We start from the raw sequence: 12,203 nt of genomic DNA on the forward strand, positions 1-12,203 counted from the left end.
CGGGGTGGTCGTGGGCCGGTGCGGCGGCGGACCGGCCGGGAGGTCGTCGGGGTCAGTGCCCCATGATCCGGGAGAGGTAGGTGGCCACGGCCCGCACCTGGGCCATCGCCGCGGGGTAGTCCATCCGGGTGGGGCCGACGATGCCGACGTTGCCGACGTGCTCGTCGCCGGCCGCGTAGCCGGAGGTGATCAGCGAGGTGCTCTGCAGCCCGCTGACCGGGTTCTCGGTGCCGATCCGCACGGCCACGCCCTCGTCCTGGCCGGCCTCGACGCTGAGCAGCTGCAGCAGCACGACGTGCTGCTCCAGGGCGTCCAGCACCGGCCCGAGGGTGAGCGGGAAGTCGCCCTGGGCCCGGGCGAGGTTGGCCGTGCCGGCGAGGGTGACCTTGGCCTGGCGCTCCTCGGCGAGGGCGTCCTCCAGCGCGGCCAGGATGCCGGCGGTGAGGCTGTCCTCGGTGTCGGCGTCCTCGGCGTGCAGGGTGGACAGCGCGCTGAGCGCGTCGGCCAGCCGCCGGTCGGTGGTGGCCGCGTTGATCCTGGCCCGGGCGCGGGCGAGGGCCTCGGCGCCGGTGCCGGTGGTGTAGTCGGTGGCGGTGGGCACCACCCGCTGCTCGACCTGCCCGGCGCCGGTGATGACCACCGCCATGAGCCGGTCGGGCGACATCGGCACGAGCTCGATGTGCCGGACCGTGCTGCGGGTCAGCGAGGGGTACTGGACGACCGCGACCTGGCGGGTCAGCGTGGCCAGCAGCCGCACGGTGCGCTCGAGGACCTCGTCGAGGTCGTCGGCGCCCTCGAGGTAGCGGGTGATGGCGCTGCGCTCCCCCTTCGACATCGGCCGGATGGCCTGCAGCCGGTCGACGAAGAGGCGGTAGCCGGCGTCGGTGGGGATGCGCCCGGCCGAGGTGTGCGGCGCGGCGATGAGCCCCTCGTCCTCCAGGGCGGCCATGTCGTTGCGCACCGTGGCCGCGGAGACGTTGAGCTGGTGGCGCTCCAGCAGCGCCTTGCTGCCGACCGGCTCGGACGTCGAGACGTAGTCCTCGACGATCGCGCTGAGGACGGCCATGCGTCGCTCGTCGGTGCTCATGCCCGCCTCCTTCGCGCTGCTCGACCGGGTTGGCACTCACCTGCCGTGAGTGCCAAGTCTAGGCGCCACCGCGGCATTCCCCCAACACGTCGGTGCGCGCCTCGCCCGGTGCGGCGCCTTGGGCGGCCCCGGCCCGCCGGTTAGCCTCCCCGGCTGTGAGCGACCGCTACGGATCCGACGTGCTCTCCGGCGACTGGAAGCGCCAGGGGCGCCTGGGCCGACCCGCGGCGACCCCGACCGAGGCCGAGACCGGCCTGGTCGTCGAGGACGTCGAGACCGGCTGGGTGGGCGCGGTGGTCGCCGTGGAGAAGGCGGGCGGGGTGCACGTGGTGCACCTCGAGGACCGCCGGGGCAAGGTCAAGGCCTTCCCGCTGGGCGCCGGCTTCCTCCTCGACGGGGCGCCGGTGGCCCTCACCGCGCCGAAGGGGGCGGCCCGGGCCGCCCTCGCCGCGCAGCAGCAGGCCTCGGCCCGCACCGCCAGCGGCTCGGTCGCCGTCCGTGACGCCCAGGCCCGGGTGGCCCGGGGCTCGCGGATCTTCGTCGAGGGGCGGCACGACGCCGAGCTCGTGGAGAAGGTGTGGGGGCACGACCTGCGGGTCGAAGGGGTGGTCGTCGAGATGCTCGACGGCGTCGACGACCTGGCCGGGGCCATCCGCGACTTCGCGCCCGGGCCGCGGCGGCGGATGGGAGTCCTGGTCGACCACCTCGTGCCCGGCAGCAAGGAGTCGCGGATCGTCGCCGAGGCCTCCCGGGTGGCCCCGGAGCACGTGCTGGTGCTCGGGCACCCCTTCGTCGACGTGTGGCAGTCGGTGCGCCCGGAGCGCCTCGGGATGTCGGCCTGGCCGCAGATCCCGCGCTCGGTGGAGTGGAAGCGCGGGATCTGCGCGCACCTCGGCTGGGCGCACGCGGACCAGGCGGACATCGCCCGGGCGTGGAAGCAGATCCTCGGGACCGTCCGCAGCTACGCCGACCTGGAGCCGGCGCTGCTCGGGCGGGTCGAGGAGCTCATCGACTTCGTCACCGCCCCCGGCTCCGACTGACCTCGGCCCGACCCGCGGGTGCGGGTCGGGCCGAGGTGGTCAGGCGTCGGTGGTCAGGCGCCGATGGTCAGTCCTTGGGTCCGCCGGCCACGTAGATGACCTGACCCGACACGAACCCCGCCTCCTCGCTGCACAAGAACGACGCCGTCGCCGCGATGTCCTCCGGCTGCCCCACCCGCTGCACCGGGATCTCCTTGGCCGCATACGCGATGAAGTCCTCGAACCCCACCCCCACACGCTCCGCCGTCGCCGCCGTCATCTCCGTCTGGATGAACCCCGGCGCGATCGCGTTCGCCGTCACCCCGAACCGACCCAGCTCGATCGCCAACGTCTTCGTCAACCCCTGCATCCCCGCCTTCGCCGCCGAGTAGTTCACCTGACCACGATTCCCCAACGCCGACGTGCTCGACAGATTCACGATCCGCCCATACTTCTCCACCGTCTGATACGCCTGCACCGCCTTGCACAGGTTGAACGCCCCCCGCAGATGCACCCCCATCACCGCATCCCAGTCCTCCACACTCATCTTGAACAACAAGTTGTCCCGGATGATCCCCGCATTGTTCACCAGGATCGTCGGCGCCCCCAGCTCCTGGGCCACCCGAGCCACCGCGGCATCCACCTGCTCCGCATCCGAGACATCCGCACCCACCGCCAGCGCCGACCCACCAGCAGCCGTGATCTCATCCACCACCACCTGGCACGCCGACTCATCCAGATCCAGCACCCCCACCCGATGCCCATCCGCCGCGAACCGACGCGCCACCGCCGCCCCGATCCCCCGAGCAGCTCCAGACACGATCGCCGTGCGCTGAACAGACATGTGGTGCTCTCCTTCGTGTGGTGCGGCCACCAGACGCCCTGGCGGCTCGTCGCAGACATGGATAGCACGTCGGCTCCGGGCCGGGTCGACGCACCTGGTGGGACGCCGGACACGCCGGCGGGTCCGGTCGTGGGTGGGCCGCAGGCAGGCCGCGAAGGGGTCAGTCCGGGCGTCGCCACCGACGCCGGGCCGGCCGGGCGGTGGAGCCTCGCGATCGGTTCCGGCGGTTGACCCCCTTCGCGCTCGTCGCGCCGGCCCGGTTGCCGGCGCCGACCGCCCACGTCCGGGGCAGCCGGGGCTCGGTGGGCAGCACCCAGCCCTTGTGCCGGGCCAGCAGGCAGAGCCACATGCCGACCGCCGCGGCGACCGGCGCCGCCCAGACCCCGGCGCCGCCCTCGCGCAGCAGCACCAGCGCCACCCCCGCGACGAAGGCGCAGGTGGCGTAGAGCTCGGAGCGGCGGAAGATCGTCGGCACCTGCCCGAGGATGACGTCCCGCACGGCGCCGCCGCCGACCGCGGTCAGCACGCCGAGGAGGATCGCCGGCAGCGGTGAGACCCCGGCGATGAGCGACTTCTCGGTGCCGGCGACCGCCCAGGTGCCCAGCGCGGCCGCGTCGACCCAGGGGAAGACCTGGCGCCACCGGCGGCCGTCCATCGGCACGAGGAAGGCCACGGCCGCGGCGCCGAGCGCCACGGTGAGGTAGAGCGGGTCGTCCACCGCGGCCGGGCGCTGGTCGAGCAGCACGTCGCGGATGGCGCCACCACCGAGGGCGGAGATCACCGCCAGCACGGCGATGCCGACCGGGTCCATCCCGAAGCGGCGGGCCACCACCCCGCCGAGCAGCCCGTTGGCGAGGACCCCGACGAGGTCGAGGGTGCGCAGCACGTCGCCGACGACGGCCACCGGCTCGTCCATCAGCCCTCCCCCACGAGCAGCTGGTGGACGACGGTGTCGGCCAGCAGCCGCCCCCGTCGGGTGAGCACCACCCGGCCGCCGATCGCCGCGCGTCCCTCTACGAGGTCGTCGCTGATCAAGCCGGCGACCCGGCTGCGTGCCTCGGCGCTCAGCTCGGTGACCGGGAGGCCGTCGACGAGGCGGACCCCGAGCAGCACCCGCTCGTCGTGGCTCTGCTCGCCGGTGAGCAGCTCGCGGGCCGCGGCCGGCGAGCGCTGCTCGGCCAGGCGGGCCGCCCAGGCGGCGGGATGCTTGACGTTCCACCAGCGGGTGCCGGCGACGTGGCTGTGCGCGCCGGGTCCGACGCCCCACCAGTCGTCCCCGCGCCAGTAGGCGAGGTTGTGCCGGCAGCGGTCGGCCGGGGTGCGTGCCCAGTTGCTGATCTCGTACCAGCCGTAGCCCGCGGCGGTGAGCAGCTCGTCGGCGAGCTCGTACTTGTCGGCCTCGTCGTCGCCGGTCGGCAGCGGCAGCTCGCCCCGCCGGACCTGGGCGTGCATCTTCGTGCCCTCCTCGACGGTCAGCCCGTAGGCCGAGACGTGGTCCGGCTCGAGGGCCAGGGCGCTCTCCAGGGAGGTGCGCCAGTCGGCCAGGCTCTCCCCCGGCGTGCCGTAGATGAGGTCGAGGCTCACCGCGAGCCCGGCCTGCCGCGCGGCGGCGACGGCTCGAGCGACGTTCGCCGGGTCGTGGGTGCGCTCCAACGTGGCGAGCACCCCCGGTACCGCCGACTGCATGCCGAGGCTGATCCGGGTGAAGCCGCCCGCGGCCAGGGTGGCGAGCGACTCGGGGGTGACCGAGTCCGGGTTCGCCTCGGTGGTCACCTCGGCGTCCTCGGCGAGGCCGAAGCGGGCGCGGATGCCCTCGACCGCCGCCACGAGGTCTGCGGGGTCGAGCAGGGTCGGGGTGCCGCCGCCGACGAAGACGGTGCTCACCGCCGGGGCGCGCGGACCGAGGACCTCGGTGGCCAGGTCCAGCTCGCGCAGCGCCCCGGTGGCCCAGGTCGCCCGCCCGGCCCCCGGCGGACCGTCCGCCGAGCCGAGCTCGGCGGCGGTGTAGGTGTTGAAGTCGCAGTAGCCGCACCGGGTGGTGCAGAAGGGGACGTGCAGGTAGATCCCCAACGGCGAGCGCCCCACCTGGTCCGCCGACGACGGGGGCAGGGCGCCGTCGTGCGGCGCGGGGTCACCGTCGGGCAGGGAGGGCACCGCGCCATGATGGCACCCACCGTAGGCTGGCCACATGCCCCGGTGGATCGAGCTCGACGGTGTCGTGAACATGCGTGATGTCGGCGGGCTGCCGACCCGGGACGGCCGGGAGACCCTGCCAGGGCGGCTGATCCGCAGCGACAACCTGCAGGACCTCAGCACGCGCGACGTGCGCCGGCTGGTGGACGAGCTCGGGGTCAGCGACATCGTCGACCTGCGCACCCACGGCGAGCTCGAGGCCACCGGTGACGGGCCGCTGCGGGCGACGCCGGCGCGGCACCACCACTTCAGCTTCTTCGACGACCACGGGGTCTCGCTGCAGGACCTGCTGGTGCGCACCCGGGAGGCGCAGGCGGCCCAGGGTGACGGCCGGGTGGTCAAGGACGCCGCCTACTGGAGCGCGCACTACCGCGGCTACCTGGAGCGTCGCCCGGACACCGCATCCGCCGCGCTGCGGACGGTCGCCGAGGCGGACGGCGCGACGATCGTGCACTGCGCCGCGGGCAAGGACCGCACCGGGACCGTCGTCGCGCTGGCGCTGGACGTGGCCGGGGTGCCGCACGAGGAGATCGTCGCGGACTACCTGCTCACCGACGAGCGGATCGTGCGGATCATCGAGCGGCTCGCCACCGCCGAGGTGTACGGCCACCTGGACCCGGGCTCGGTGCAGGAGCAGCGCCCGGCGGCCGAGGCGATGACCGGGCTGCTGGCGTCGGTGGACGAGCTCGGCGGCTCCCGGGAGCTGCTGCGCAGCCAGGGATGGAGCCACGAGCAGGTCGACGCGCTGGCCAGCCGGCTCGTCGGCTGACGGCGCGCGCGGTCAGCGGGGCTTCTTGGCGCTGACGTAGACCGGGATGATCCCCTCGACGGCGACCTCGCCGTCGGTGCGGACCGCCTTCACCCGGATGTCCACGTCGTAGGGGGCCTCACCGGCCCACTGCTCCGGGTCGGTCTCGGCCACGCACAGCAGGTCGGTCGTCGACTTCGTCAGGTAGCGCACCTGCAGACCGCGCGGCAGCCACCGCTGGTCGTCCGGGCAGGTCGCCTCGGCGAGCAGCCCCATGGCCGCCTCCAGCCCGTTGCACACGGCGATGGCGTGCAGGGTGCCGATGTGGTTGTGCACGCCCCACCAGTTGCGGATGCTCAGCTCGGCGTGGTTGGCCCGCACCTCGCGCACCTGCGGCATCACCGTGCGGAAGTAGGGCGCCTTGAGCGCGTAGGCCAGCGAGAAGAGCCGCTTGCCCTGCGGCAGGCGCAGCGCGCGGCGGTAGAGGTCGAAGGTGGGTTGCGGCATGGCGGCAGGCTAGGACCTGGGCGTCGCGATCGCCGTCACGGCGGCGTATGAGACGCGCCATACGCTCGGGACATGTCCTCCGTCGAGCCGCACCCGCGGAGCTCGCAGAACTGGTTGAGCGCCCTGCGCGCCGGGGTGCTGGGCGCCAACGACGGCATCGTCTCGGTGGCCGCGGTCGTCGTCGGGGTCGCAGCGGCCACCAGCGACCGTGGGGAGATCGTCACCGCCGGTGGTGCCGCGCTCCTCGGCGGCGCGGTGTCGATGGCCCTCGGTGAGTACGTCTCGGTCAGCAGCCAGCGGGACTCCGAGCGGGCGATGATCCACCAGGAGCAGGTCGAGCTGGCCACCGAGCCGGCCGCCGAGCTGGACGAGCTGACCGCGATCTACGAGGCCAAGGGCCTCGCACCCGGGACCGCGCGGCAGGTCGCCCACGAGCTGAGCGCGCAGGACCCGCTGGGGGCCCACCTGGACGCCGAGCTGGGCATCGATGCCGACGACCTGGTCAGCCCCTGGCGCGCCGGGGCGGCCTCGGCGCTGGCCTTCCTCGCCGGCGGCATCCTGCCGGTGCTCGCGGTGCTGCTGCCGGAGACCGTCCGGATCCCGGTCACGGCGGCGGTCGTGCTCGTCGCGCTGGCGGCCACCGGGGCGGTCGGCGCGCGGCTGGGCCGCAGCCCGGTCGCCCGTCCCACCGTGCGGGTGGTGATGGGTGGCGCGCTGGCGCTGGCCGCGACGTACGCCCTGGGCACCGTGCTGGGCACGAGCGGGGTCGTCGGCTGAGCCGCACCCGGCACGCACCTGGCCCGCACCTAGACTCGGCGGCGATGACCCGCCCCGCCCCCCACCCGGACCAGCGTCCCCGCACCCACCGTCGCGCGATCCGGGTCGCCGTGCTCGACACCGACGGGCGGATCCTGCTGATGCAGGACTCCGACCCGCTGCTGGAGCCGCCCCGCCGCTGGTGGATCACCCCCGGCGGCGGCGTCGAGGTCGGCGAGAGCGACCCGCAGACCGCGGTCCGTGAGCTGGCCGAGGAGACCGGGCTGCGGGTGAGCGAGGCCGACCTGGTCGGTCCGCTGGTGAGCCTGCAGGTGGTGCACGGCTTCACCGACCGGATCGTCGACCAGGCAGAGGTCTTCTACCTGGTGCGGGTCGCCCCCTTCGTCGTCGACGTCTCCGGGCACACCGCGGACGAGCGGGAGACGATCCACGGGGTGCGCTGGTGGACCCGGGCCGAGATCGCCGCCGAGGCGCCGGAGATCTGGCCGGGCGACCTGCTGGCGATCATCGACCTCGCCGACCGCCCCGAGCGCTGGCGTCAAGGCCCGGTCGACCTCGGCACCCGCGAGGAGTCGTCGGTGCCGGTCTGAGGGGTCGGCGGGCTACTTCTTCGCCTTCTCCGCCACCGAGTCGTCGGAGGACAGGGCGGCGACGAAGGCCTCCTGCGGCACCTCGACGGTGCCGATGTTCTTCATCCGCTTCTTGCCCTCCTTCTGCTTCTCGAGCAGCTTGCGCTTGCGGGAGATGTCGCCGCCGTAGCACTTGGAGAGCACGTCCTTGCGGATCGCGCGGATGTTCTCGCGGGCGATGATCCGGCTGCCGATGGCCGCCTGGATCGGCACCTCGAACTGCTGGCGCGGGATGAGCTCCTTGAGCTTGCCGGCCATCGAGGTGCCGTAGGCGTAGGCCTTGTCCTTGTGCACGACGGCGCTGAAGGCGTCGACGGTCTCGCCCTGCAGCAGGATGTCCACCTTGACCAGGTCGGCGACCTGGTCGCCGGCCTCCTGGTAGTCCAGCGAGGCGTAGCCGCGGGTCTTGGACTTCAGCTGGTCGAAGAAGTCGAAGACGATCTCGGCCAGCGGCAGGGTGTAGCGCATCTCCACCCGGTCCTCGGAGAGGTAGTCCATGCCGCCGAGCTGGCCGCGCTTGGACTGGCACAGCTCCATGATCGCGCCGATGTACTCGCTCGGCGCGAGGATGGTGGCGCGCACGATCGGCTCGCGGATCTCGCCGACCTTGCCGTAGGGGAACTCGCTGGGGTTGGTCACCCGGACGTCGGTGCCGTCCTCCATGGTGACCTCGTAGACGACGTTCGGCTGGGTGGAGATGAGGTCGAGGTCGAACTCGCGCTCCAGCCGTTCGCGGACGATCTCCAGGTGCAGCAGGCCGAGGAAGCCGACCCGGAAGCCGAAGCCGAGCGCGGCCGAGGTCTCCGGCTCGTAGGCCAGGGCGGCGTCGTTGAGCTTGAGCTTGTCGAGGGCGTCGCGCAGCGTCGGGTAGTCGCTGCCGTCGATCGGGTAGAGCCCGGAGAAGACCATCGGCCGCGGGTCCTTGTAGCCGCCGATCGGCGACTCGGCGGGGCGGGCGGAGGTGGTGACGGTGTCACCCACCTTCGACTGGCGCACGTCCTTGACGCCGGTGATGAGGTAGCCCACCTCGCCGACGCCGAGGCCCTTGCTGGGCAGCGGCTCCGGGGAGATGATCCCCAGCTCGAGCAGGTCGTGGGTGGCCTTGGTCGACATCATCTCGATCCGCTCGCGCGGGTTGAGGGTGCCGTCGACGACCCGGACGTAGGTGACCACGCCGCGGTAGGTGTCGTAGACCGAGTCGAAGATCATCGCCCGGGCCGGGGCCTCCGGCCGCCCCTCTGGCGGCGGCAGCTGGGCGACGATCTCGTCGAGGAGGGCCTCGACCCCTTCGCCGGTCTTGCCGCTGACCTTGAGCACGTCGCCGGGGTCGCAGCCGATCAGCCCGGCGAGCTCCTCGGCGTACTTCTCCGGCTGGGCCGCCGGCAGGTCGATCTTGTTGAGCACCGGGATGATCGCCAGGTCGTTCTCCATGGCGAGGTAGAGGTTGGCCAGGGTCTGCGCCTCGATGCCCTGGGCGGCGTCGACGAGCAGGACGGCGCCCTCGCAGGCGGCCAGGCTGCGGGAGACCTCGTAGGTGAAGTCGACGTGCCCGGGGGTGTCGATCATGTTGAGCGCGAAGACGTCCTGGCCGTCGCCGACGTCCGCGGCCCAGGGCATGCGCACCGCCTGGGACTTGATGGTGATCCCGCGCTCGCGCTCGATGTCCATCCGGTCGAGGTACTGCGCACGCATCTGGCGCGGCTCGACCACCCCGGTGATCTGCAGCATCCGGTCGGCCAGGGTCGACTTGCCGTGGTCGATGTGGGCGATGATGCAGAAGTTGCGGATCTGCTCCGGCGGGGTGGCGTTCGGCTCCAGGGCCTGACGGGCCTGCGGTGACACGTGGTCGGACCTCGGGGTCGGGGGCGGGGGTCTCTGCCGGCCATCTTCCCATGCCCGCCAGCCACCCCGTCCCAGGCGTCGGGTGCGCGGTCGACCGCCGCCCGGTCGAGGAACGCTCGATCACCCGAGAAGCCTTCTCGCGTCTCCGAGCCTTTATCGGGTTACCCGATAATCGCTCGGATCAGGGGGAAGGCTTCTCGGGTGATCGGCGCATTATCGGGTTACCCGATAAAGGCGTGGCGGGTCAGAGGCGGGCGCACTGGCCCTCCTTGTCGCCCGAGACCCGGTTGCTCCACCCCTTCGGCGCCGGGCGGTTGCTCTCGCACTGCAGGTTGCCGTGCACCCGGTTGCCGTAGACGTGCTTGGTGCCGCTCGGGTTGCTCTTGAGCTGGATGTCGCCGTCGGTGCGCGAGCGGATGATGTTCAGGGTGCCGCGGTTGCCCTCGACCTGGATGTTGCCGTCGACGAAGGCGTTGCGCAGGTGCACGGTGGCGCCGTCCTCGGGCTGGATGTCGCCGTCGACCCAGCCGTAGGTGAAGCGGACGTAACGGTGACCGTCGGACTGGATGTTGCCCCCGACGCGCGAGTGGTAGCTGCGAAGGGTGGCGCCGCGGCGGACCTCGATGTTGCCGTCCACCCGCACGCTGCTGATCCGGCAGCTGGAGCCGGCCGGGACGACGAGGTCGCCGTCGATGCTGCGGTCGATCATCGTGCCGCGGCAGGTGACCGTGTCGGCCTGGGCCGGGCCGGCGGCGACGACCAGGCCGGATCCGGCCAGGGCCAGGGTGGCGGCGGTGCTGAGCATGCGCTTCATGGTGTCTCTCCCCGAGGGTCAGGTGCCCCGGAGCGTCTGCTCCGGGCGTGGCACCGACGCTAGGCAGCCACGATGAGGGAGCCGTGAGCCGATGATGAGGAGTGCTTCACCCAGGACCGGCGGCTACGGTCGGGCCATGCCGCTGCCACGCCTCGCCCGTCTGCTCCCCCGGCTGACCCGCACCGTCACCGCCGGGTCTGCGCGCTCCGGACGCGCCTCGAGCCGGCAGGAGCCTCGGCCCGGCGCTGACGGCGCTGCCGACGCCCGCGGCACCTACCCCGGCGACCACGAGGGGCCGTTGCGGATCACCTCCGGGACGACCCCCTTCGGCATCGACGTCGGCGAGGTGGTCTGGAGCTGGGTGCCGTACGAGGAGGATCACAGCCAGGGCAAGGACCGGCCGGTGCTCGTCGTCGGGGCCGAGACCACGTGGCTGCTGGCGCTGCCGCTGACCAGCGCCGACCACGACGTCGACGAGGACCAGGAGCGCCGCGCCGGTCGGCACTGGATCGACGTCGGTGCCGGTGGGTGGGACCGGCAGCGGCGCCGCAGCGAAGCCCGCGTCGACCGGGTCGTCCGGGTGGACCCCGAGGGCGTCCGCCGCGCCGGGGGCAACGTCGAGCCGCACGTGCTCGCCGCGGTGGCCGAGGCGGTGCAGGCCGTGGCCGAGGGCCGCGGCTACGACGACGACCCGGTCTGAGGCGCCGGCTCCACGGCGCCACCGCCCTCAGTCCTGCGGGAAGCCGCTCATCTGGTCGGTGTCGAGCCCGGCGACGGCGAAGGTGTAGACGCTCTCCTCGCCGCTCTCGCAGGTGGTGGTCACGGTCATCACCGGCCCCTGCTGGGCGACCTCCCAGAGCGGCTCGACCGGCGAGACGACCGTCATGATCGTGCCTGACCCGTCGTCGGCGTCCATCCCGCTGCTCTGCCCGCCCGGACCGTCAGCCGGCTCGGCGAGCACCTCCTGCACCTCGCCGGGGCACCCCCGGTCGCCGTCCGGGCGGGTGATCACGGCGCGGGAGCCGACGGTGCCGGTCTCGAAGCGCAACGTGGCTCCGCTCGGCTCTTCCGCGGGAAGGGAGGCGGTGGGGCCGTGCTCGGTGCTGCCGTACTCCCAGGAGGTCCCGACCTCCGGGGCGCTGGTGCTCGAGCTGCTGGTGCTCGATCCGCCGCCGCTGGAGGCGCTGCTGCTCGAGCCAGAGCCCTGGTCCTGGTCCTGGTCCTGGTCCTGGGCGGAACCGCAGCCGGCCACGAGGAGCAGCGCCAGCGCTGCCGGGATCGAGACGAGACGAGGTCGACCGGGCATCGGTGCTCCCTGAGATCGGCGGGTGGACGGGCCGATCCTAGGGCGCACGGCGGCACCCACGAGGGAACGACGACGGGGGCCGACCATGTGGTCGGCCCCCGTCGTACGTCGGTCAGCTGCTCAGAGCGCGCCGACCCGCTTCGCCAGGGCCGACTTCTTGTTGGCGGCCTGGTTGGCGTGGATGACACCCTTGCTCGCGGCCTTGTCGAGCTTCTTGCTGGCCTGGGCGAGGGCGGTCTGAGCGGCGGCGGCGTCGCCACGGTCGGCCGCCTCGCGGACCTTGCGGATCCACGTGCGCAGCTCGGACTTGGCGGCGCGGTTGCGCTCGGTGCGCGCGTTGTTGGTCTTGACGCGCTTGATCTGGGACTTGATGTTGGCCACAGGATCTCTTTCTGGGTTGCGGTCGATGTGCCGTTGAGGGCGGCAGGGCATCTCGG

14 protein-coding genes are annotated in these 12,203 nt (G+C 72.9%); 5 read left to right on the forward strand and 9 right to left on the reverse strand.

What is annotated here, in order from left to right; translation table 11 throughout:
* Positions 1-52 precede the first annotated feature (52 nt).
* A complete protein-coding gene (gene hrcA / locus BJY28_RS14565; RefSeq protein ID WP_179463635.1) occupies positions 53-1,087 on the reverse strand; it encodes a heat-inducible transcriptional repressor HrcA in 1,035 nt (344 codons plus the stop codon).
* 155 nt (positions 1,088-1,242) lie between these two features.
* On the opposite strand from hrcA, the gene BJY28_RS14570 reads away from it, so the two are divergent.
* Positions 1,243-2,127 carry a DUF3097 family protein gene (locus BJY28_RS14570; protein WP_179463636.1) on the forward strand — a complete coding sequence of 295 codons (885 nt, stop codon included), beginning with the start codon at positions 1,243-1,245 and terminating at the stop codon, positions 2,125-2,127.
* Between the two features lie 67 nt (positions 2,128-2,194).
* Here BJY28_RS14570 and fabG read toward each other — a convergent pair whose 3' ends face one another.
* From fabG to hemW, 3 genes are all read right to left on the reverse strand, one after another.
* Complete coding sequence (fabG, locus tag BJY28_RS14575) at positions 2,195-2,950, reverse strand: 3-oxoacyl-ACP reductase FabG (protein WP_179463637.1); 756 nt, start codon at positions 2,948-2,950, stop codon at positions 2,195-2,197.
* 160 nt (positions 2,951-3,110) lie between these two features.
* Entirely contained in the window at positions 3,111-3,866 is a 756-nt protein-coding gene (locus tag BJY28_RS14580; RefSeq protein ID WP_179463638.1) for a trimeric intracellular cation channel family protein, read from the reverse strand.
* Complete coding sequence (gene hemW / locus BJY28_RS14585) at positions 3,866-5,140, reverse strand: radical SAM family heme chaperone HemW (RefSeq protein WP_218875381.1); 1,275 nt, start codon at positions 5,138-5,140, stop codon at positions 3,866-3,868. The genes BJY28_RS14580 and hemW overlap by 1 nt, the downstream gene beginning before the upstream one ends.
* Between hemW and BJY28_RS14590 the strand changes: the two genes are divergently transcribed.
* The gene (locus tag BJY28_RS14590; RefSeq protein ID WP_179463640.1) at positions 5,139-5,912 is read left to right on the forward strand and encodes a tyrosine-protein phosphatase; all 774 of its coding nucleotides are present in this window, start codon (positions 5,139-5,141) and stop codon (positions 5,910-5,912) included. The genes hemW and BJY28_RS14590 overlap by 2 nt on opposite strands.
* A gap of 12 nt (positions 5,913-5,924) precedes the next feature.
* Here the strand turns inward: BJY28_RS14590 and BJY28_RS14595 are convergent, their stop codons facing one another.
* Positions 5,925-6,398 (reverse strand): hotdog fold domain-containing protein, encoded by a 474-nt coding sequence (locus tag BJY28_RS14595; RefSeq protein WP_179463641.1) that lies wholly within the window; start codon positions 6,396-6,398, stop codon positions 5,925-5,927.
* Positions 6,399-6,470: 72 nt separating this feature from the next.
* Here BJY28_RS14595 and BJY28_RS14600 point away from each other — a divergent pair, with 72 nt between their 5' ends.
* The gene (locus BJY28_RS14600; protein ID WP_179463642.1) at positions 6,471-7,175 is read left to right on the forward strand and encodes a VIT1/CCC1 transporter family protein; all 705 of its coding nucleotides are present in this window, start codon (positions 6,471-6,473) and stop codon (positions 7,173-7,175) included.
* A gap of 44 nt (positions 7,176-7,219) precedes the next feature.
* A complete protein-coding gene (locus BJY28_RS14605; protein WP_218875384.1) occupies positions 7,220-7,765 on the forward strand; it encodes an NUDIX hydrolase in 546 nt (181 codons plus the stop codon).
* A 12-nt stretch (positions 7,766-7,777) separates the two neighbouring features.
* On the opposite strand, the gene lepA is transcribed toward BJY28_RS14605, so the two are convergent.
* Entirely contained in the window at positions 7,778-9,646 is a 1,869-nt protein-coding gene (lepA, locus tag BJY28_RS14610; RefSeq protein WP_179463643.1) for a translation elongation factor 4, read from the reverse strand.
* A gap of 244 nt (positions 9,647-9,890) precedes the next feature.
* Positions 9,891-10,451, reverse strand: a complete 561-nt coding sequence (locus BJY28_RS14615; RefSeq protein WP_246313423.1) for a hypothetical protein — start codon at positions 10,449-10,451, stop codon at positions 9,891-9,893.
* 145 nt (positions 10,452-10,596) lie between these two features.
* Here BJY28_RS14615 and BJY28_RS14620 point away from each other — a divergent pair, with 145 nt between their 5' ends.
* Positions 10,597-11,160 carry a type II toxin-antitoxin system PemK/MazF family toxin gene (locus BJY28_RS14620; protein ID WP_179463645.1) on the forward strand — a complete coding sequence of 188 codons (564 nt, stop codon included), beginning with the start codon at positions 10,597-10,599 and terminating at the stop codon, positions 11,158-11,160.
* Between the two features lie 27 nt (positions 11,161-11,187).
* On the opposite strand, the gene BJY28_RS14625 is transcribed toward BJY28_RS14620, so the two are convergent.
* Positions 11,188-11,766, reverse strand: a complete 579-nt coding sequence (locus BJY28_RS14625; protein ID WP_179463646.1) for a hypothetical protein — start codon at positions 11,764-11,766, stop codon at positions 11,188-11,190.
* A gap of 120 nt (positions 11,767-11,886) precedes the next feature.
* Positions 11,887-12,147: a 30S ribosomal protein S20 gene (gene rpsT / locus BJY28_RS14630; protein WP_179463647.1), complete on the reverse strand. Its 261-nt coding sequence runs from the start codon at positions 12,145-12,147 to the stop codon at positions 11,887-11,889.
* Between the last annotated feature and the right edge of the window lie 56 nt (positions 12,148-12,203).

Source organism: Janibacter alkaliphilus, assembly GCF_013408565.1.
Lineage (GTDB): Bacteria > Actinomycetota > Actinomycetes > Actinomycetales > Dermatophilaceae > Janibacter > Janibacter alkaliphilus.